Genomic DNA, 20,855 nt, shown 5'->3' with positions numbered 1-20,855 from the left:
ATGATAAAAAAACACTACTGAAAATGTAGTGTTTTTTTTGTTATACTTTTTTAAATTGGCTGAAGCTCTTTTTCAAGTATTTTTTTCCATTTAGAAAAAGTAGTTCGGCTGATGTTGTATTTTCTCGACATAAAACTGGTAGAGAAATCGTGCTTTTTCTGATAAGTCAGAAGCTTCATCATGGTTTTTTTGTCGTAGGTTTTAAGCTGCTGGTTGGTTTTAGAAGTCTCTTTGTTTTGTTTAAAAAGTCTTTGATTCAGCTTTAAAATCTCTTCCGTTGAGTCTAATCTGCTTAAATGTTCTTTAATTTTAGGGCATTCCAGCTTTTCCGGATACTGTTGTTGTAAAAGATCTTGGTAGATCCTGTTGTAATTTGGTCTCATAAAAATAGTGTGATTTTGGTTGATTATATTTTTTTCTGAATCCAACGGTGTAATGTGCTCTTTGGAATAGAATATTCTCTAATTACCTCAGCTTGGGTCATTTCGCCAGACTCGATTTTGCTTAAAATGAAATTTTTTATTTCCTGAGTGTAAATATTTTTTCTGAATTGTGGTGTTTTGTTAGACTTTGAGGTATCGGTTTTGTTTAGTGCTGCTGGAGGAGCATATAGTATCAAATGTGAGCTGTATAACCTGAAAAAATCATATTCTAGCAGTTTGCTCCATCTTAATAAGATATCTGTGTCTATTGATTTGCTTTCGTATATGTTCTCAACAAATTCTTCATCTTTTGCAAGAAAATTACAGATTCTTTCTATAGAAATGTTTTTGTGGTCTACCATTTCCTTAATGTACTTACCTATATGTATGTTTTTGTATAACATTTATTGATAATCGCTTTTTTTTAAATTAATCGTATTTGTGGAGTAAATGAATGATTTTGAGAGCCCTGTAATTAAATTGTGAAACAATTTCTACATGGTTGTGAGTTGCTCTTAAAAATAGCTGTCTAATTACTTTACAATATTTAATGTTTGGTTGATTGTAAAAAATTGATTTTCAGCAATTTGTGTTTTGTGATTGGTTTACAAACAAAATATAAAATTATATATATAATCTATATATCTTACAACAATTACTTAAAGAGTGATTTAATAAAAATTTGACCTTACTTAAATTTATTAAAAATTCTCTATCGCTGTTATACTAGACGATTTAATATAGTATTGTTCAAGTATAATTAATACTTGTCTTATTTGTTCTTCAAATTTAAAAAAAAAAGACGAATAAATCACTATTATTTTTTTATTCGTACGTTAATAAAATTTAATTTATGTTGATAATAGGGTGTTAAAATAGGGTATAATGCAATGTTATCAAAATTCATATTACTTCTTTCTTATACATTTTCAATACAATACAATTCAACAGTTGATGAATAGTAATCTTTGTTGACCTAATAGTAATTGAGAAGTCTTATTTTTGCAAAAGGAATAATAAAATTCTTTTTTGATTAAATGAAAATATAAAATAGTTTATTTATGAACTATTTTATATTTAATAATTAATTTATGTAATTTTCAATAATATTATAATATATAATGATGCCGTCTTTAGCTTTATTTGACTTTTCCAAAAAAATAAATCTTAAAAATGAGGTTTTAGCTGGTTTTACCGTTGCGATGACCATGATTCCTGAATCGCTTTCATTTGCAATTTTGGCAGGGCTTTCTCCATTAGTCGGATTGTATGCAGCTTTCATGATGGGGTTGGTAACTGCGGTTTTGGGTGGCCGTCCAGGAATGGTTTCCGGCGGAGCAGGAGCAACAATCGTTGTTTTAATTGCGTTAATACAATCTCACGGAATAGAATATCTCTTTGCCACCGTAATTTTAGCCGGAGTTTTACAGCTTTTTGTAGGGATTTTTAAATTAGGAAAATTTGTTAGACTCATTCCGCAGCCTGTAATGTATGGTTTTCTAAATGGTTTAGCCGTCATTATTTTTATGGCTCAAGTGGAGCAGTTTAAATTTGTCGATGCAAACGGAGTTGTCAATTGGCTTCAAGGAACATCTTTATATATCATGTTGGGTTTAACGGCTGTGACGATTGTTATTGTTTATTTTTTTCCAAAAATAACAAAAGTAGTTCCTGCTTCTTTAGTTGCGATATTAGTTGTTTTTGGAATCGTTTTAGGCTTTGGAATTAATACGAAGACAGTGGCCGATATTGCCAATATAAGTGGTAGTTTACCAAGTTTCCATATCCCAAAGCTTCCTTTTTCATTAGAAACTTTGCAGATTATTTTTCCTTATGCTTTGATTATGGCGGGTGTTGGTTTGATAGAATCTCTTTTGACGCTGTCAATGGTCGATGAAATTACCAATTCAAAAGGAAGTGCCAATAAAGAATCTGTCGCTCAGGGTTTAGCTAATATTGCAAACGGATTCTTCGGTGGAATGGGAGGTTGTGCAATGGTTGCCCAAACTTTGGTAAATCTAAATGCCGGTTCAAGGGCTAGACTTTCTGGAATAATTGCATCCATTACTATTTTAATTATCATCCTTGTCGGAGCTCCGTTTATAGAAAAAATTCCGATGGCTGCTTTGGTGGGTGTAATGATGATGGTTGCAATAAGTACATTTCAATGGGTTTCGATTAGGATTGTCAATAAAATGCCAAAATCAGATATTTTTGTGGGAATTACAGTAGCTTTAATCACGATAGTGTTGCACAATCTGGCTTTAGCTGTTTTAATTGGAGTGGTTATTTCAGCCCTAGTTTTTGCCTGGGATAATGCCAAAAGAATTCGTGCAAGAAAATATATTGATGAAAATGGTGTAAAATATTACGAGATTTTTGGACCTCTTTTTTTCGGTTCTGTTACCACCTTTACCGATAAATTTGATCCTGAAAATGATCCAGAGGAAGTGGTTATTGATTTCAAAGAAAGCAGAATTGTTGATATGAGTGCAATCGACGCTTTAGACAAGCTTTCTAAAAAATATGCTCAGCAAAACAAAAAATTACATTTAAAATATCTTAGCGAAGATTGTTGGAAAATGTTGAAAAATGCTGAAGCAGTAATTGACGTAAATATTCAGGAAGATCCTACCTATAAGGTGATGCCGCAGAAATGATTGAGGATTATGATTGATAAAAATAAAACCGCTTCAAAATTCAAATTGAAGCGGTTTTTATTTGTTATTTTTTTATAAACTTTAAACTAGATATGCCTTCAACTTCAAGGAAATAGGCTCCTTTTGTAAGAAGAGAAACATTAATGTTTTTTGAATCATTTAATTCTCCTTTTAATACTGCTCTGCCGTTAACATCAATAATCTTGTATGTATTTTTACCTTTTAAGGGAATATTTACATACAGGATATCATTTACTGGGTTTGGAGCAATACTGATATTGGCTTTTGTAGATTTTATATCACTTGTTGAAAGATTACTGCTGTATAATTGTGCAATTTCAGTTGTAGAAAGTGCTCTGCTCCAAATTCCTACATCATCAATACTTGCAGCAATATTTCCACCGCCAATCGCTCTTCCAATATAAAAAGGCATTGCGGCTGATGTTGAGTTGGTGTAGGTGTTCGTAGTGGTTGCTACTAAGGTTCCGTTTTTGTAAAGCTGCATGGTTTGAGCGTTGTAAACGGCTACGAAATGTTCCCATGCGGTGGTAGAATAATTGGGTCCGTTTGCCCAAGTCCAGGATTCTCCTTGTTTATTGGTTCCAAAAATAGTTTTTGTAGCATCGCATTGTAGAAGCCAAATGAAGTTGCCTCCTGTGTTTGAGCCACTCATCATTGCTACGCCTTCAGAATTTCCGGTTTTTTTCATCCAGAATGATATTGAATAAGTTCCGCTTTGTGCAAAATTGTAAGAAAGAGTGGATCTTGTTAAATGTCCGCTACTTCCGTTGAAAGCGTAGGCTGAATTTGCGGTTCCGTTACGGTCTGCCGTCAACGTTGCTCCATTGACAGTTAAATCATTTGAATTCCCACTGTAATCGATTGCACTGCCGCTAAAACCCCACCAGGCAACTAATCCTGAAAACGGAACATAACTTGGTGTTTGTGCTTTTGCGAATAAAGAAAATAGAACTGAAGATAGTAGAAAGATTCTTTTCATGAGTATTAATTTTAATGGTTTTTCAAATGTACTTATAGTTTTTGAGTAATTGTTGTGTTTTTGCTATTATTTTTAATTTTTAATCCAATAATAGTTGTTTTAATTGTGATTTATTTGTTAAAATATGTGATTGTCTATTGTTTTGTTTAAAATAATATTTACGCTTGGAGGATTTTTAAAGAAATTTATTATTCTTAATCTAAAATCTCTTGAATAATATGCATAATAGGTGAAGTAGAATCTGAATGATAATTTAAAGCTTCTAATAACCAAACAAGGACTGCAAAATAAAATTTACAGCCCTCGTTTTTTAGGTTATTAATGTATTTGCTATGAAATCTGGCACCAAAGCATAGTGCGATAATTTCATACTGATTGATGCTCTACCGCTCGTAAGCGTTCTCAGGTCCGAAATATATCCGAAAGTTGAAGCTAAAGGAACTTCCGCTGCGAAGATTTTTCTTCCTGATTTTTCATCAATCGAAGTAATTATTCCTCTTCGTTTGTTGATATCTGCGGTCACAACTCCGGTATATTCTTCACTGCTTTGAATTTCAATCTGCATGATTGGTTCCAATAATTTCGGTTTACATTGTTTTGCAACTTCTCTGAAGCCGTCTCTAGCTGCAATTTCAAAATCTAAAGCATGAGAATCATTACTGTGAGTAGATCCATCCAAAAGTGTAATTTTCATACTTTCCAGAGGATTTCCGCTCAAAGTTCCATTTTCCATCGCTTCTCTGAAACCTTTCTCAATAGACGGAATAAACTCATTCGGAATTACACCGCCTTTGATTTGGTTGATAAACTTCAAACCAATCTCGTTGTCTTCACGAGGTCCAATTTCAAAAGTAATGTCGGCAAATTGTCCGCTTCCACCGTTTTGTTTGGAAAGTTTTTCTCTGTGCCTTCTGGTTTCGGTTAAAATTTCCCGGTAAGAAACTTTAGGTTTTCCCTGATTGATTTCAATTCCATGAGTCAATCTTATTTTTTCTAAAGTTACTTCAAGATGCAATTCTCCCAAACCACTCAATAAAGTTTCTCCCGTTTGTTTGTCTCTTTCAACAACCAACGAAGGGTCTTCTTCCTGAATTTTGGCTAAAACCAAACCGAAAGATTTTTCATCCGCATTCGTTTTCGGTTCAACTGAAACTCGAATAACCGGAGCCGGAATCGTAATAGATTCAAGCAAGACAGGTCTTTCAATGGATGATAAAGAATCTCCTGTTTTCGCATCTTTTATTCCTGTTAAGGCAACAATATCTCCGGCTTTTCCTTCTTCAATTGTTAGCGTTTTATCTGACTGCATCTGCAATATCCTAGAAATTCTGAAATTTTCGCCAGTTCTCACATTTTGAATCGTATCACCGGATTTTATCTTTCCTGAATAAATTCTGAGCATCGCCAATTTTCCCATGTGTTTATCAATCACAACCTTGAAAACCAGTCCTGAGAAAGTTTCTTCCTCATTTCTTTGAAGCTCAATTGTTTCTTCTGTTTTCGCATCTTTTGCTTTAACAAAAGGCAATTGATTTGGAGCAGGAAGATAATTGACAATCGCATCAAGTAAAGGTTGAACTCCCTTATTTTTAAAAGCAGAACCACATAAAACAGGAACTATACTTCTTGACTGACAAGTTCTTTGTATGGCTTCCATTATCATTTCTTCAGAAACTTCAGTTTCAGAATCCATGAATATTTCAAAAAAAGTTTCGTCAATTTCGGCTAAAGTTTCCATTAATTTGATTCTCCATTCGTTGGCTTCTGATTGATGATTTTTAGGAATTTCCTTTTCAATAATTGTTTCACCGTTTTCATCCATCCAATACAAAGCTTTTTGTTTAATTAAATCAATAATGCCTTCAAAATTGTCTTCTGAACCGATTGGAATTTGCAAAGCCAAAGGAATTGCATTGAGTTTAGTTTTGATTTCATTTAAAACGGCAAAGAAATCAGCTCCGATTCTGTCCATTTTATTGATGAAACATATTTTTGAAATTCCATGTTTTTCGGCTTGGAACCAAACGTTTTCTGTTTGTGGCTGAACTCCCGAAGAAGCACAGAAAACGGCAACAACGCTGTCTAAAACTCGTAAAGAACGTTCAACTTCCACTGCGAAATCAATGTGTCCTGGAGTGTCAATAATATTGATATTAAAAACATTCTGATCTTTTTTCCATTGTGTGGAAATCGCTGCAGATGAAATCGTTATTCCTCTGTTTTTCTCTTGAATATCTTTATCCATCGTGGTATTTCCATCGTCTACGTTTCCGATTTTATGGATCATTCCTGTGTAATAAAGCAACCTTTCCGTGAGTGTGGTTTTTCCGGCATCGACGTGTGCTATTATCCCTATATTTCGTGTGTTGTATTTCATTTTGTTTAATTTAAATTGTTGATTTTTAAACTTCTGAAATATTGTTGAGTGATATTTTTTTTGAATTTTTTGACACAAAGATTTATTAAAACTTAAGCTAAATTTAAGAGGACAAAGACTAAATCAATAAAATTGATTTTAAGAAGCGTACTTCATCAGCGACTTTGTCGCTATTTTTTGCTCACTGAAAATATACAGTCTAAATTATAAGAAACTTCGCGTTTAAAGAAAAAATCCAACTTTCATCATCGAACAACAGAAGTTTTTCGAATAATTGAAAAGCTGAAAGTAGGGTAGCAAAAAAGACCTATCTGAACAGATAGGCCTTCGTTATATTTTTTGTTTTATAAAGGACGATCGTTATTCAGATAAATATTTAGTGCTACCAAAGAACACAGCTCTGATAGGATTGCTTAAAGAAATTATATTTATCATTTTTGTTGACATTGTTGATTGTTAATCGGTTGCGAAATTATAAAAAATATTTGAATGACAAAAATTTTCATACTATTTTTAGGAAAAGTAAAATCATTATTAATTTCGGCTATTAAATAAAACTCATAAAGAATCTTAAAAAAAATCAAGATTGAATGAAAAATTTTATCTTTGAAAGAAATGAAATTAAAACACATTGAGATGATAAAAAAATGTAAAATATTAATAAGATCTTTTTCAATAAAAGCTAACACAATTAACGTATAATATTTTGAAAACAGATATTGACATTCATAAGCATGATCATTTTTCGTTTGATCTGTGGCTCACTTTAATAAAATCTCATCCTGAATTTAAGGCAAAAAGAGTTGAGCTTTTTTCGTCTTTTTTTAATGTGAATAAGCCCATTGATGAAGTTGCAAAATCGGTAAAATATTATGATGATTTGTGCAATACGATCAATGAAGTAATCGGTGGAAATGTAGATACTTTTGAGATTTATTTACTGATTTTAAATTCATTAAACGTTGATATCAAACAATTGAGTAAAGAGACTCTGAATACATTTTACCAAAAAAGTGAAGATTTGTTTTTAGAATACAAACCTGTGGTTATTTTTGATAAACTGCATGATTTTTTTGATGAAATTAAAAACCAGGGAAAGACAATCAATATTCTGAGCAATACAGGCTTCATCAAAGGTAAAACCATGCGTAAGTTTTTGGTAAACGAAAATCTTGATCAATACATCGATTTTCATATTTATTCTGATGAGATCAAATGCTCTAAACCGAATCCTTTGGTTTTTCAGGAAGTGAAAAATCAGATCAGAAATCAGGAACTTCAAATGGATCAGATTTTGCATATTGGCGATAACCCGATCGCAGATTATAAAGGTGCTATAGATTTTGGTTTTAGTGCGCACCTACTCAAATATTAAATTTAATTATGAACAAGCGTTATAGTTTACATAAAATAGATTCTGCGGAGAAGTTTACTTTTTCGCCGGCAGAGTACAGCTATTTCAAGTATGGTGATAAAGCCTATGCAGAAAAATTTGCAAAAGAGCTTTTTGATGGATTTATCAGTCAACATCAAGAGATTTTAGCTACCGAAAAAGAAATTGTGGTTTTACCAAGTCCGTATATGGCGATTCCTACGGCATCTAATTTCCTGTGTTTTTATTTTAAAAAATATCTTGATTTTTATCTTTTCCAGAAAGGAAAAAAGTCGAGTGTATTGTCTAAGATCAATAGAAATCATACCTACACTACAGATTACGGAAATCTTAGTTTTGAAGACCGTAAAAACCTGATTGCTAATGATACTTACTATTTAGATAAAGATTTTTTAAGAGGAAAACTCTGCATTTTTATCGATGATATTAAGATCACGGGAAGTCATGAATATACAGTGAATAAAATTCTTGATGAATATGACGTAAATGCAGATTTTCTGTTCATGTATTATGCAGAACTTACCAATTTTGACATCGATCCTAAAATTGAAAATTTCTTTAATTATTATACTGTAAAAGATGTGCAAGACGTTGTAAAGGTGATGTCTAAAGAAAGTTTTCAGTTTAATACGAGAATTGTAAAATATATTTTGGGCTTAGGTTCAAGTAATTTTGATTATCTTACGTCTAAAATAAAAAAACATCATATTGATGATTTATTAGAACTTGCAATCAGTAATAACTATCATTTAATAAAAGAATACGAAAATAATATAAACACGTTAACACAAACAGAAATCTATTATGGCAATTAACTTACAAAAAGGGCAAAGAGAAAATATAAATGCACCAAAATTTACCATCGGATTAGGATGGGATATCAATAATACATCTACAGGTGGAGCTTTCGATCTAGATGCTTCTTTATTCCTGTTGAACGACAGCAAAAAATTGGTTTCAGATAATCATTTTATTTTTTACAATAACCTGGAGTCTCCGGATAAAGCGGTAATCCACTCTGGTGATAATTTGACAGGTGATGGTGATGGTGATGACGAGCAAATCAAAATCGATTTAACGAAAATTGATGCTGCAGTACAAGAAATTACAGTGGTGGTAACTATTCACGATGCAGATGCAAGAAGACAAAACTTTGGACAGGTAAGAAACTCTTTCATCAGAATTTTTAATACTGAGACCAATGAAGAGATTTTGAAATATGAATTAGACGAAGATTTCTCTATCGAAACAGCTGTAGAGTTCGGAAGAATCTACAACAGAAACGGAGAATGGAAATTTGAAGCTGTAGGAAGCGGTCAGAGAGACGGTCTGGATAAATTTGTATCAATGTATCAATAATCAATTATGGATAATCAAAATCAGCCAATTGACCCATCATTGCAGTCAATTGAGCCTTTAAAAACATTTGAACCTACTCCTATGCCGTCTCAGCCGAGCCAGGCAAATCCTTCAACGCCACCGGTTCTGATGGACAGGGATGGTAATGTAAATTTGAATCAGATTCAGGATGCTGATCGTGCAAAATACGAAATGGTGGCTAACGCGATTGACGAGACCAATCCAGGATCTATCGTTAATTTCGGTTCTGAATTACAGAAAACTTTAGCTAATCAGAGTGACAGTTTCTTAGGGAATGTAAGAAGATCAAATTCTGGTGAAGTAGGAGAGTTGATCAATAATTTATTGGTTGAGCTAAACTATGTTGACGTTGACGAGATCAATAACGGTGGAGTAAAAGGGTTTTTAAGCAAAATTCCTTTTATGAAAAAAATGTTGACGCAGGTTGATAATCTTTTCGCTAAATATGATAAGATCACGAATAATATCGATCAGATCTCACATAAAGTAAATGCAGGAATTATTACTTCAACGAAAGATAATGCCGTTTTACAGACTATTTTCGATAGCAACGTCAATTCAATTAAAGCGATTGAAGATCTGGTAATCGCCGGAAATTTAAGAATGGAAAAAGCGTCAGCTGAATTGGCACACATGGAAGCAAATGTTCAGAATTTTGCTGACTATCAAATCGCTGATAAGAGAGATTTTATCAACAGGTTAGACAGAAGATTGGCTGATTTGAAAGTGGTTCGTTTGATCATGATGCAGTCTCTTCCGCAGATCAGATTGGTGCAGAATAACAACGTTTCAATTGCTGAAAAAGCACAGACCATTCTTACGACAACTTTACCGGTTTGGAAAAATCAGCTTTCTTTAGCAGTTGCCATGCACAGACAACAGCAGAATATTGAGATTCAGCAGAAAGTTTCGCAAACCACTGAAGATATTCTAAAGAAAAATGCAGAGCGTTTGGGTCAGAATTCAAGAAATGTAGCTAGAGCAAACGAGCAGACTATTGTTTCGGCTGAAACGTTAAAAGAAACAACCGCAATGTTGATCAATACCTTGAATGAAGTGAAACAAATCCAGAAACAAGGTACCGAAAGCAGAAGAAAACTAGATCAGGATCTTCAGACTTTAGAATCAGAATTAAAAGCAAACATCAGAGGGTAATAAGACGGTAAAAAGGTGAATGAGGAGGTTGCAATCATAATGTCTCAAAGTAAAAGAAGATTAACAAGGCTTAAACTTCTGGCTAATTTCTTTGAAAATGTTGATATCATTGCAATTTATATTAAAACTGATGTCATTCATAATTTATTTAATGAAAATCAGACGTTAGATTTCAATAAGTTAGAACTTTTTCATTTGCAATATACCGACAGTCTGATTGAATTGTTGACCAAAATAAAAAAGAAAAAGGAAAACGATTTGCTGGCTGTTATTAACGAAATTAATATCAACAACCGATACATTGCTTCTTTTGAAGAAAAAAAGACCGACAGTTTTGAAACCGACAGGAAGATCTACAGCGGAATTTTTTCTGAACATCTGAGAAATCTGTATAAAGATCTTACTGAAAACAGAGCAACCCTAAACTGGAATGACGTGCTGTATTTTCATAAAAAATATGCGGCAGAATTTTACAGAACAGAAGTAGATGAAGATAAGCTGAAACCTCAGTCTGCTCCGTTTTACCAGTATCAGGATTACTGTATTGAAAGAAAATTGTTGGGGAAACTCAATATTCAGAATTTTAAAGTACGTTTTGTCTGCGGATATCGTGTTGAAAGAGATGAATATGAGTTGTTTAAAATTTTTCAGTCTGATGAGCATTTTATCTTTAATGTAGAAGAAAAAAAAATGTATCTGATAGATGATGAAGATTTAGCTGTATTAAATACTGATGAAAACGAATCGAATCAGATTTCAATCATCAATCAGCTGAAAAGAAAGAACGAAGACCTCAACGAAACAATGGAATTGAGGAAGAAAGAGCTTTCGGAAGATGTAATAGCAGTTCTGAAAGATTATCTTAGAAACCTGGAAAGTATCGATATTATGAGTAAAATATTTGATGTGAACGAAGAAACCAATATTCTTCGGGCAATGCTTAATTTAAATTTAAATAATTAAAAAAGTAAAAAGTAAAAAGTAAAAAGTAAAAAGTTTATTTTCTACTCTATATTTTTAAGTATGTAAATTTTCTTAGCTGAGTGAAACGCCTTTGCGAACGAAAATATGCAGAACGGATTTAACAAAAATCTTTGCGGGCTTTGCGTTTAAATTAAATTGAGCAATGGAGCAGAGATTCAAAAAATAACTAAACAAAAAGAAATAATGGCTATTAACTTACAAAAAGGTCAGAGAATAAACCTTACCAAAGAAAATGGGACTACACTTTCCCAGGCTTGCGTAGGAATCAACTGGGGCGCTATCGAGAAGAAAAGTTTCTTCGGTGGAACTTCAAAAGAAGCAGTAGACTTAGATGGAAGCTGTATTTTGTATGATTCAAACAAAAATGCAACTGAGGTGATTTATTTTGGAAATCTAAAATCTAAAAACGGTTCTGTAAAACACAGCGGTGACGATTTAACCGGTGATGTGAATGGTGATGACGGATTAGATAATGAAGTGATCACCGTAGATTTTTCTAATTTGGATCCTGCTGTTGAGCATGTAGCAATGGTTTTGCACAGCTACAGAGGTCAGGATTTCGGAACGATTCCTTTTGCATCAATTAGAATTTACGAAGGAACCCCAACGAATGTAAGAGAGGTTTTTGCCAAATATGATATTGCGAATGATAAATCTTTCAGCGGGCATGTATCAATGGTAATGGGAGTTTTCTATAAGAGAAATGGCGAATGGAAATTCAATGCAATCGGAGATGCTACTTCAGATAAAAAACTGGAGCAGACCGTAAAGACTGTTCAGGAAAAATATTTGTAAAAATTATAAAATAATGTCTGAAATAGTATTATTTTAGACAACAATCATTAGCAATAGCTGTATATTTACGGTTATTGCTTTTATCATATAATAAACAGAATTAAAGTGGAAAAATACAATATTTTAGAACTGCACCCTGGTTTGGTGTGGGGTTTTGCGATAACGGTTGTTATCATGTTGCTTCTCGATTTGGGAGTATTCAATAAAAAAAGTCATGAGGTTTCTTCAAAAGAGGCTACAATCTGGTCAATTGTCTGGATTTCGCTGTCAATGGTCTTTTCAGGAGTTGTGTACTGGGTTTTCAATACAGATGGTACCTCAGAGAGCCACGCAATAGCAGTAGAAAAGTTTACACAGTATCAAGCAGCATATTGGATTGAGAAAGCACTTTCCGTAGATAACCTCTTCGTATTTATATTGGTTTTTGGTTTCTTTAAAGTGCCAAAATTCTTACATCATAAAGTTTTATTCTGGGGGATTATTGGAGCACTGATTTTCAGAGCCATCTTTATCTTTGCAGGTGTTGAATTGATTGATTTAACGTATTTACCTGAGATGGATATTTTGGGATATGTAGTGAGAATCAATGTTGTGATGACTCTTTTTGGTTTATTCCTTATTTATGCAGGAATCAAATCTTGGGGTGACGGCGGAGATGATGAAGATGAAGATTACAGCGATACAGCAGGTGCAAAATTGATCAAAAGCTTCTGGAAAGTTTCAGACAACTATGATGGCGACAAGTTTTTTACCGTTCAGAACGGAATCAAAATGGCAACACCACTTTTAGTCGTTGTAGCGGTAATTGAGTTCACAGACGTTCTTTTTGCGGTAGATTCTATTCCGGCTATTTTTGCGATCTCAAAAGATCCATTTATCCTTTATACATCAAATATTTTTGCAATTTTAGGATTAAGATCTTTGTATTTCCTATTGGCAAACTTCATTCACATGTTCAGCAAGCTACCTTATGGGTTGGCAATTATTTTAGCATTTATCGGTGTTAAGATGTTAATTGCACCTTGGTATCATATCTCATCTCCGGTTTCATTAGGAATTGTAGGTGGAGTTTTGGTGCTTTCGGTACTTATTTCTGTTATGTTTCCCGATAAGAAAGATGATGAAGTAAAAGAATAACTAAATCAAATTAAAACATAGGCTTTACAAATCGTAAAGCCTTTTTTATTTCTTATTTTCGCTATCAACTATCAACTATCAACTATCAACATTATTTATACTTCAACAGCTTATTAATCTTCTTTCTCGTTTGAAGCGAAACTTTATACGCTTCATCTCTGAGTTTCTGAATTTTTCCGACAGGCTGAAAGATCTCAGCACTATCAAAAGGATTGAAAGATAGAAGTTCATTCTCGCAGCCTTTAGGATTAAGTAATGAATCTTTTTTAATTTTAATTTCTCCTATTTTGATGAAAGGGGAATTTTTCCATTCAACATTAAGTTTGTTGATAGGCTGATCTTTCAGATCATAACAAAACTGAATATAAACATCTGCTGCAAAGTCTTGAGTTCTGAAAAAAAATTCTACAGCATCTTTTACAGATTGCTTCTTACCAAAATTTTTATCCACGTTTTTAGGGCTTACTTTTATCTTGATCATTTTATCATCAAAACGATAAGCTCCTACAGAATGATAATCAAAAGAAAGCATAAAATTATTTTTGTTTAAAAGAAGCATCCACACATTTTTCAAAAATGAGGGGTTTAAAGTAAAAGGAATTACTTTGTAAATCTGCTTTAAAACCGAAAAAGAATTACTCAGTTTTTTCACGAAAAACCGATTGAGAGAAGTAAAAAGCTTCAAAAATACAGAAACAGAATTCACCGGAAACAAAGGGAAATTAACTAAAGGATAATTAGAGATTGTTCTTCCCGAATCATCTTTGATTTTAATAGCAAAACCGTAGGCAGGAAAGTCTTTTTTGCTTTTGTTGATCTTCAAATGCGCATTTGACAATCTTGCGGTAATCTCATATTGCTCACTATCAAAAACTGATTTTAGATGTTGTGGAATATCTGTATTGATGATAAATACTCCTTTTAGAACAGCATAGGTTTTTGCGTGGGCATTTCTTGTAGCATAATTTACGTCACTTATCGTAGATGAGTATTCCACAAAATCGGCTATGCTCTTTTTGGTTTCTTCCAAGAGTTGTTTTTCTTCATAGCTGAGTTTTTCAAAGTTCTTATTATATCGTAACGGTTTTGGCATATAGTTTTTAAAATTCAATGATAACGCCAAGTTTTTACTTTTACGTTACGAGAATGTTAAACATTTTTTAATGTTTTTATTGATGTAATTTGAAGCGATAATAAAAGATTGATATTTGGCTGGAAGTTAGATGCTTTGATTCGTTTCCCCATTTTATTTAACTCAAAAATCGCCCTTCTAACTTCCAGCTTCCAGCTTCCAAACTTAAATCCTATCTTTGTAAAAAAAATTATGGGAGTAGCAGATTTGTTATTTAAGAAGAAAAAAGAATTGGCGGAAAAAAACCTGAAAGATGGCCAGGAATATATGGCTGAGTACGGTAAAAGAGAAAGCGTAGTGCAGTTACCAAGCGGATTGCAGTATGAGATTATGACCGAAGGAGATGGCCCAAAACCAGGTCCAAAATCAATGGTAAAATGCCATTACCACGGAACTACAATTGCCGGGAAAGTTTTCGACAGCTCGGTAAAGAGAGGAACTCCTGCTTCATTTCCGTTGAATAAAGTAATCAAAGGATGGACAGAAGCGCTTCAGTTAATGCCTGTAGGAAGTAAGTGGAGATTGATCATTCCTCCGCATTTAGCGTATGGCGATCAGCAGATTAGTAAAGAGATTGGACCAAACTCTACATTGGTATTTCAAGTAGAATTGTTAGGGATTAAATAATCTCACCATTAAAAATAAATTAAAATTCATCTGTTTACAGGTGGATTTTTTTATTTGTGCTATCTTAGTATTAAGATTCATATTTTTTTTTAATTGAATTTTAATGAAAAAGCTATACCCGATTTTTGCCGCTTTTATTTTGTTGACTTCCTGCGTTTCAAAGAAAAATCAGGTCATTAAACAGAATATTCTTACTTTGAGAGACAGCTATTGCAAAGCGCCTTTCAAGTATAATTATGAAAATAAAGTACCTTCTTATAATTCTGATTCTATAATTACAGCTAATCAACAGCTGAAAGGTATTTTTTCTGACCAGAGTATTTTGGTTTTAAATGCTTTGGATAATTTGGATGAAGTGAACGAAATTATGAAATTAAAAAAAGATTCATCATTGAGTTCTCAGGTGAAAGTTTTGCAGCTAAAGATGAAGATCAACAGCAAAATCACAATTGCATTGACCGAATTGGACGCTGTTGCCGCAGAATTTGACTGTGAAGGAGAGCGTGTAGCACAAATTGGAAATTATGTAGATAATTTAAACGATTCCAGGAATAACAAACTCATTTTATACTCTATTGCAGCCGGAGCGGTAGCCTCAATTGCGGGTGGGATCGTACAAGACAATGGTTGGAGCAATGCGATCGATATCTCTGGAGGTACTTTGGGAGCAGCTTTTGGGTTGGCAACATTAAATCCTAAAGGTAAAAAAGTAGAATTTATACATCAAAGAAATCTATTGAGAGATATTTGGAACGAGAAGTTAGAATCTCCCAATTTTCCGCCTTTTATTTGGTATATGTATACTGAGAAAAGGTTTTCAAATAAAGAAAAGCACTCTATTATTTCGAATATGAAAGAAAGATGGCTGCACTATCAATTTGATGATGATAAAAATGAAGCAGATCAATCAGTTATTTTCAAAGATGGAGGTTTTTACCGTGCTGGTGACCTTCACAATCGTGCGGCAATGCTTAATCAAATGCAGTCGGCAACTCGTACGATCAATCAAACCATTAATTATTTGCTTTTAGATTTAGATAAATTGATCTTGTAATTTTGAATACTAAATGTTTGAATGCCTAAATTTGCTTTGATCTACTTTAAAAAATGTCGGAATTAAAAAAAATAAGAGAGAGACAAAATCTTACTCAGGAAGAATTAGCTGAAAGATCAGGAATTTCAGTAAGAACTATTCAAAGAATTGAGGCTGGCACAATTCCGAAAGGTTATACATTGAAAACGTTGGCCACAAGTCTCAATGTTTCTGAAAAAGATTTATTGATTGCTGAAAAGATAAAAGAAGAAATTAAAGTTGATGAATTTATTATTGTAACAGAAAATGACGATTCTTTTAACTCCGGTTTAGTTAAAATGATTAATCTTTCAACACTTCCAGTAGCATGGCTTCCAATTGCTAATTTTTTGCCACCGTTATTGATTATGCTTTTCACAAAAAATAAATCTCAAATTGTAAAACAGATTATTTCACTTCAAATATTTTTAGCGATTATTTTGCCGATCATTTTTATGTTAATTGTGCTCTTAAAATTAGGTCGGGAATCTGTTATGATAACGATGACCTTTTTAATTCTGGCTAATGTTTACATTATTTTGAGAAACACTTACGAAATTGATAAGAGACAACGTCTTCGTTATAGATTGAATTTCAATATGATATAAGTTTTACAGATGATTGTCGGGTTTTTGTCGGGTTCTTTTTTTGATTTAAAAACAGTTTATTCTCAATCTTTGTCAAAAATTAATCAATGCCTAAAAAACTTAAGATCAGCATTTTTATTCTCTACTTTTTCTTCGGAAATGTAAACGCTCAAATTGATAAAAATTTACCATTATTTTTAGAATTAAAGAAACAGGATAGTCTTTTTTTTGAACGGGGTTTTAATAATTGTGATCTCGCATATCTTGAAAAATCGGTAGATGAGAATCTAAAATTCTATCATGATAATGGCGGGTTCCAGGATAAAAAATTATTTCTCGAAAGAACAAAACAAAATATCTGTTCAAATCCCAATCAAAAGCCAATTCGTAAGGTCATTGAAAATAGTTTGGAAGTTTTTCCATTATACAATAACGGCGAATTGTATGGTGCGATACAGTCTGGAGAACACCAGTTTTTTATCCGTGAAAAAAATAAAGAAGATGTATTAGGCGGGCAGGCAAAATTTACAACAGTCTGGACAAAAAAAGACAGTAATTGGACCATGAGTGATATTTTAAGTTATAATCACGGAGATCCAGGCCAATCAAAACTTACCGATAATTTGGAGCAATTGCTGAAAAATAATAACATCCCAACTTTAGGTTTAGGAATCATCGAGAATGGAAAATTAACAGAGATAAAAGTTTATGGAAAATTAAATGATAAGACATCAGCTTCTTACAATAGTCTTTTTAATGTCGCTTCTTTAACCAAACCAGTTACTGCAATAACGGTTTTACGCTTGGTTGGTCTTCGCAAATGGAATCTTGATGAGCCACTTGATAAATACTTTATTGATCCTGATATTGCTAAAGACCCAAGACATAAAAAATTGACGACAAGATTAATTTTAAGCCATCAAACAGGCTTTCCGAATTGGAGATGGGTGAATAATGATAAAAAACTTCGTTTCGAATTTGATCCGGGAACAAAATATCAATATTCGGGTGAAGGTTTTGAATATCTAAGGAAAGCCCTTGAAAATAAATTTCATAAAAGTCTTGAAGAACTGGCAAAAGAGCTTGTCTTTCAGCCTTTAGATATGAAAGATACTAGTTATATCTGGAATGAAAAGAAGTATTCTGAGAGAATGATACTTGGTTATGATAACTCCGGAAAACCGTATGAAATTGTAAAAAATAAAACTCCAAATGCAGCCGATGACTTAGTAACTTCTATAGAAGATTACGGGAAATTTTTAGTTGCTGTTTTGAATAATGATTTGTTGACACCAAAAACTGCTGAAGAAATGAAAACCAAACAGACTGAAACTAAAAAAGACAAGTTTTTCGGTTTAGGATTTGAAATTTACGATCTTGGAAATAACGAAATTGCCTTATCTCATGGTGGTTCTGATAAAGGAGTAAATACTATTGTTTTTCTTTTACCAAAAACAAAAAAAGGATTAATCGTTTTTACGAATGTTGAAAGTGGATATAAAATTTATGAACCTCTAGTTAACCATTATTTGGGAGATGTAGGAAAAAAGATTATTGAAATAGAAACAAAATGAGTTTAATGAAATTTAATTGTAGTTAATTTTGTTACAATTAAAATATTTGTATCTTTGCAGAGTAATTATGAACAATACAAGATTTGCTACGGCAATACATATCATGACGCTGTTGTCAAAGTCTCCTCAGGAATGGTTGACTTCTGATTGGCTTGCCGGAAGTATCAATGTAAATCCTGTAATTGTTCGTAAAGAAATTGGTGTTTTAAAAGAAGCCGGTTTGATTATTAGCCGAAAGGGGAAAGAAGGAGGAAGTCAGTTAGCAAAAAATGCTTCAGATATTAGTATTTCTGAAATCTATTCAGCGGTAAAAAATTCAGAAGTTTTAGGCAAAAAAAATAACAATCCTAATCCGGCTTGTCCTGTTGGGAAAAATATCAATACTCATTTAGGAAAGCTTTTTACAGAAACAGATGTATTGGTCTGTCAATTTTTAGGAGATAAATCGCTAAAGGAATTTACCGAGCATTTCGAGTAAAATTTTTTGACTTAAAATGTAACAAAATTTATTACAATTAATTTAAATAAAATAGTATCAAATGAAACCGAAAGGTTCGTGAAATTCCTTTAAAAATAAATAAAAAAAGTATGAACAAAAAAGTAGCAGTAATTGGCGCAACAGGTTTTGTGGGAACACAAGTAGTGAAAGAACTTGAAAACAGAGGTTTTGAAGTGACAGCAATCGTAAGAGATGCATCGAAAGTAAATGAAACTGAAACTGTAAAAGCAAAAAGCGTTGATGTAAACAATGTAGATGATTTAGCAGAAGCTTTGAAAGGAAATGATGCAGTAATCAGCAGTTTCAATGCAGGTTGGACGAATCCTAATCTTTATAATGATTTCTTAAACGGTTCAATCAATATCGAAAAAGCGGTTGAAAGATCAGGGGTGAAAAGATTTATTACTGTTGGTGGAGCAGGAAGTTTGTTCATCGACGGAAATCAATTGGTTGACGGACCAGATTTTCCGGCAGATATCAAACCCGGAGCAACTGCAGCAAGAGATTATTTAAATAAAATCAAAGAAAATACAACTTTAGACTGGACTTTTTTCAGCCCCGCAATCGAAATGCATCCAGGAACAGCAGGAATCAGAACCGGAAAATACAGAACCGCTCTTGAAAACCCTGTATTTAATGAAGAGGGGAGAAGTGTACTTTCTGTAGAAGATGTTGCTGTTGTTTTGGTTGATGAGCTTGAACAAAACAATCACATCCGTGAAAGATTCACCGCAGCTTATTAATTCTTTTGAGAGTCCCAAAGGGACGGTTTAACAAAGCATCGGATAAAATCCGATGAAAACCAATCCAACAAATCAAAAAAAGATTCGGCAGCACCCAAGGTACTGCCGAATCTTTTTATACAAATTAATTATTTTATAAACTCATAAACAACTTCGGATTAACCGGAGCATTATTTTTATGCACTTCATAATGTAAATGAGGTCCTGTAGAACGCCCGGAGTTTCCTGATTTTGCGATTACTTGTCCAACCTTTACTTTTTCGTTGTTTTTTGCAACCAATTGTGAAAGATGACCGTAAAGTGTTGCCAATCCATTTCCGTGAGAGACTATGACGCAGTTTCCGTAACCACCTTTCTGTCCTGAGAAAATCACAGTTCCGGCTGCTGTTGCCACAACATCAGACCCAAAAGGAACGGCAATATCCAAACCTTTATGAAACTGCATTTGGTCTGCTTCAGCAGGAGCATTATTCTTTTCTGTTGGAGTTTTAGAAGCAGCTATATTTTTAGCATTTGAAGTTGTTGGAGCAGGAGAAGGTGTACTTGCTGTTTTGGGAGTCACCATCACCTTTATTTCTCTCTTGTTCCCGTAGCTGTCTGTTACTTCAATGATTTTTTCTACGGGTTCAGCCTTTACTTCAGGTTTTGAAGTTGCTACAACGGTGGTAGGAGTTGCTGCAATTGGTTTTACAGATGCATAAACTGTTTTAAAAGGAATTGGGTTTTTTCGAATTCCAAAGTTGGATGAAATGTAGCCTTCAGTAGGCATTCCTAGAGGTACCTGCATCAGTTTTTTCTGCAAGTCCATCAGATATTGGCTGTATCTGTTTGATTGTTTTGCCAGATAAATTGAGTTTGAAATACTGTCGCTATCAAGAACCATCAACTTTTCGTTCTTAATATCTTTTGATTTTAGAAAAGAATTCAGTTGAGAAACTGTTTGGTCTACCAAACTAAGGTCTGTTTTCATTTTCAGATAATCAATGCTGTCTTTTTCTGTATTTATTTTTACCAAATTTACTTCATAGTTTTTGTCATCTTTCTCCGAAAACAATTTGGCAATGAAAATACTTTGTGCAAAAACTACAAGTGAAAGTCCTCCAATGAGAACTGTTACTTTCTTTTTGCTGCCTAAAAATTTCTTCATTTTTCTTTCTCTTAGAATTTAAAAAAGGTTTTAAGGGTGCAAATTTAGGTAAAAATAAACTTTCAGCATTATTCTTAACAAAAATTTATAAATTCTTGTAATAAACGTATTTTTAGATATTTAATTGTGTGAGAAAGTTAAAGTTTTCAAAAATGATTTATATTATGTGAG

Annotated in this window: 20 protein-coding genes; 14 read left to right on the top strand and 6 right to left on the bottom strand. The window is 33.0% G+C overall.

Annotated features, from left to right (window positions below; all coding sequences use genetic code 11):
* Positions 1-50 precede the first annotated feature (50 nt).
* Together AB671_RS08890 and AB671_RS08885 are read right to left on the bottom strand one after the other, a co-directional pair.
* The gene (locus AB671_RS08890) at positions 51-383 is read right to left on the bottom strand and encodes a hypothetical protein (RefSeq protein ID WP_066680365.1); all 333 of its coding nucleotides are present in this window, start codon (positions 381-383) and stop codon (positions 51-53) included.
* Between the two features lie 23 nt (positions 384-406).
* Positions 407-826, bottom strand: coding sequence for a transposase (locus AB671_RS08885; RefSeq protein WP_066680336.1), 420 nt, complete (start codon positions 824-826; stop codon positions 407-409).
* Between the two features lie 717 nt (positions 827-1,543).
* Between AB671_RS08885 and AB671_RS08880 the strand changes: the two genes are divergently transcribed.
* Positions 1,544-3,082, top strand: coding sequence for a SulP family inorganic anion transporter (locus AB671_RS08880; RefSeq protein WP_066680334.1), 1,539 nt, complete (start codon positions 1,544-1,546; stop codon positions 3,080-3,082).
* 64 nt (positions 3,083-3,146) lie between these two features.
* On the opposite strand, the gene AB671_RS08875 is transcribed toward AB671_RS08880, so the two are convergent.
* The gene (locus AB671_RS08875) at positions 3,147-4,082 is read right to left on the bottom strand and encodes a LamG-like jellyroll fold domain-containing protein (protein ID WP_066680332.1); all 936 of its coding nucleotides are present in this window, start codon (positions 4,080-4,082) and stop codon (positions 3,147-3,149) included.
* A 310-nt stretch (positions 4,083-4,392) separates the two neighbouring features.
* On the bottom strand, positions 4,393-6,459 hold the full coding sequence (fusA, locus tag AB671_RS08870) for an elongation factor G (protein WP_066680364.1): 2,067 nt from the start codon (positions 6,457-6,459) through the stop codon (positions 4,393-4,395).
* A 706-nt stretch (positions 6,460-7,165) separates the two neighbouring features.
* Between fusA and AB671_RS08860 the strand changes: the two genes are divergently transcribed.
* From AB671_RS08860 to AB671_RS08830, 7 genes are all read left to right on the top strand, one after another.
* Positions 7,166-7,834, top strand: coding sequence for an HAD family hydrolase (locus tag AB671_RS08860; protein WP_066680328.1), 669 nt, complete (start codon positions 7,166-7,168; stop codon positions 7,832-7,834).
* An 8-nt stretch (positions 7,835-7,842) separates the two neighbouring features.
* The gene (locus AB671_RS08855; RefSeq protein WP_066680326.1) at positions 7,843-8,667 is read left to right on the top strand and encodes a phosphoribosyltransferase family protein; all 825 of its coding nucleotides are present in this window, start codon (positions 7,843-7,845) and stop codon (positions 8,665-8,667) included.
* Complete coding sequence (locus AB671_RS08850; protein ID WP_066680321.1) at positions 8,657-9,211, top strand: TerD family protein; 555 nt, start codon at positions 8,657-8,659, stop codon at positions 9,209-9,211. The genes AB671_RS08855 and AB671_RS08850 overlap by 11 nt, the downstream gene beginning before the upstream one ends.
* A 6-nt stretch (positions 9,212-9,217) precedes the next feature.
* The gene (locus tag AB671_RS08845; RefSeq protein ID WP_185114115.1) at positions 9,218-10,387 is read left to right on the top strand and encodes a toxic anion resistance protein; all 1,170 of its coding nucleotides are present in this window, start codon (positions 9,218-9,220) and stop codon (positions 10,385-10,387) included.
* Positions 10,388-10,426: 39 nt separating this feature from the next.
* On the top strand, positions 10,427-11,350 hold the full coding sequence (locus AB671_RS08840) for a hypothetical protein (protein WP_066680319.1): 924 nt from the start codon (positions 10,427-10,429) through the stop codon (positions 11,348-11,350).
* 204 nt (positions 11,351-11,554) lie between these two features.
* Positions 11,555-12,166, top strand: a complete 612-nt coding sequence (locus tag AB671_RS08835) for a TerD family protein (protein ID WP_066680361.1) — start codon at positions 11,555-11,557, stop codon at positions 12,164-12,166.
* Between the two features lie 105 nt (positions 12,167-12,271).
* On the top strand, positions 12,272-13,303 hold the full coding sequence (locus AB671_RS08830; RefSeq protein ID WP_066680317.1) for a TerC/Alx family metal homeostasis membrane protein: 1,032 nt from the start codon (positions 12,272-12,274) through the stop codon (positions 13,301-13,303).
* Between the two features lie 91 nt (positions 13,304-13,394).
* Here AB671_RS08830 and AB671_RS08825 read toward each other — a convergent pair whose 3' ends face one another.
* Positions 13,395-14,396, bottom strand: coding sequence for a catalase (locus AB671_RS08825; RefSeq protein ID WP_066680315.1), 1,002 nt, complete (start codon positions 14,394-14,396; stop codon positions 13,395-13,397).
* A 108-nt stretch (positions 14,397-14,504) separates the two neighbouring features.
* On the opposite strand from AB671_RS08825, the gene AB671_RS08820 reads away from it, so the two are divergent.
* The 6 genes from AB671_RS08820 to AB671_RS08795 all read left to right on the top strand — a co-directional run bounded on the left by AB671_RS08820 (position 14,505) and on the right by AB671_RS08795 (position 19,537).
* Entirely contained in the window at positions 14,505-15,062 is a 558-nt protein-coding gene (locus tag AB671_RS08820) for an FKBP-type peptidyl-prolyl cis-trans isomerase (RefSeq protein ID WP_066680314.1), read from the top strand.
* 103 nt (positions 15,063-15,165) lie between these two features.
* Positions 15,166-16,116, top strand: a complete 951-nt coding sequence (locus tag AB671_RS08815) for a hypothetical protein (RefSeq protein WP_066680307.1) — start codon at positions 15,166-15,168, stop codon at positions 16,114-16,116.
* A 53-nt stretch (positions 16,117-16,169) separates the two neighbouring features.
* Positions 16,170-16,742 (top strand): helix-turn-helix domain-containing protein, encoded by a 573-nt coding sequence (locus AB671_RS08810; RefSeq protein ID WP_066680305.1) that lies wholly within the window; start codon positions 16,170-16,172, stop codon positions 16,740-16,742.
* A gap of 86 nt (positions 16,743-16,828) precedes the next feature.
* Entirely contained in the window at positions 16,829-18,295 is a 1,467-nt protein-coding gene (locus tag AB671_RS08805; protein ID WP_066680303.1) for a serine hydrolase, read from the top strand.
* Between the two features lie 67 nt (positions 18,296-18,362).
* Positions 18,363-18,773, top strand: coding sequence for an Rrf2 family transcriptional regulator (locus AB671_RS08800; RefSeq protein ID WP_066680300.1), 411 nt, complete (start codon positions 18,363-18,365; stop codon positions 18,771-18,773).
* A gap of 95 nt (positions 18,774-18,868) precedes the next feature.
* Positions 18,869-19,537: an NAD(P)-dependent oxidoreductase gene (locus tag AB671_RS08795; protein ID WP_262484073.1), complete on the top strand. Its 669-nt coding sequence runs from the start codon at positions 18,869-18,871 to the stop codon at positions 19,535-19,537.
* A gap of 133 nt (positions 19,538-19,670) precedes the next feature.
* On the opposite strand, the gene AB671_RS08790 is transcribed toward AB671_RS08795, so the two are convergent.
* Entirely contained in the window at positions 19,671-20,684 is a 1,014-nt protein-coding gene (locus tag AB671_RS08790; protein WP_082987267.1) for a M23 family metallopeptidase, read from the bottom strand.
* Between the last annotated feature and the right edge of the window lie 171 nt (positions 20,685-20,855).

This window comes from Chryseobacterium sp. BGARF1 (assembly GCF_001677955.1).
In the GTDB taxonomy this organism is placed as follows: Bacteria; Bacteroidota; Bacteroidia; order Flavobacteriales; family Weeksellaceae; genus Chryseobacterium.
The sequence above is the reverse complement of the archived record's forward strand: the minus strand, read 5'-3'. Positions and strand labels throughout refer to the sequence as shown.

Coding starts and splice junctions, on each gene's coding strand:
- AB671_RS08890 (WP_066680365.1), bottom strand. CDS start 383: ATGAGACCAAATTACAACAGGATCTACCAAGATCTTTTACAACAACAG.
- AB671_RS08885 (WP_066680336.1), bottom strand. CDS start 826: ATGTTATACAAAAACATACATATAGGTAAGTACATTAAGGAAATGGTA.
- AB671_RS08880 (WP_066680334.1), top strand. CDS start 1,544: ATGATGCCGTCTTTAGCTTTATTTGACTTTTCCAAAAAAATAAATCTT.
- AB671_RS08875 (WP_066680332.1), bottom strand. CDS start 4,082: ATGAAAAGAATCTTTCTACTATCTTCAGTTCTATTTTCTTTATTCGCA.
- fusA (WP_066680364.1), bottom strand. CDS start 6,459: ATGAAATACAACACACGAAATATAGGGATAATAGCACACGTCGATGCC.
- AB671_RS08855 (WP_066680326.1), top strand. CDS start 7,843: ATGAACAAGCGTTATAGTTTACATAAAATAGATTCTGCGGAGAAGTTT.
- AB671_RS08850 (WP_066680321.1), top strand. CDS start 8,657: ATGGCAATTAACTTACAAAAAGGGCAAAGAGAAAATATAAATGCACCA.
- AB671_RS08845 (WP_185114115.1), top strand. CDS start 9,218: ATGGATAATCAAAATCAGCCAATTGACCCATCATTGCAGTCAATTGAG.
- AB671_RS08840 (WP_066680319.1), top strand. CDS start 10,427: ATGTCTCAAAGTAAAAGAAGATTAACAAGGCTTAAACTTCTGGCTAAT.
- AB671_RS08835 (WP_066680361.1), top strand. CDS start 11,555: ATGGCTATTAACTTACAAAAAGGTCAGAGAATAAACCTTACCAAAGAA.
- AB671_RS08825 (WP_066680315.1), bottom strand. CDS start 14,396: ATGCCAAAACCGTTACGATATAATAAGAACTTTGAAAAACTCAGCTAT.
- AB671_RS08815 (WP_066680307.1), top strand. CDS start 15,166: ATGAAAAAGCTATACCCGATTTTTGCCGCTTTTATTTTGTTGACTTCC.
- AB671_RS08810 (WP_066680305.1), top strand. CDS start 16,170: ATGTCGGAATTAAAAAAAATAAGAGAGAGACAAAATCTTACTCAGGAA.
- AB671_RS08805 (WP_066680303.1), top strand. CDS start 16,829: ATGCCTAAAAAACTTAAGATCAGCATTTTTATTCTCTACTTTTTCTTC.
- AB671_RS08800 (WP_066680300.1), top strand. CDS start 18,363: ATGAACAATACAAGATTTGCTACGGCAATACATATCATGACGCTGTTG.
- AB671_RS08790 (WP_082987267.1), bottom strand. CDS start 20,684: ATGAAGAAATTTTTAGGCAGCAAAAAGAAAGTAACAGTTCTCATTGGA.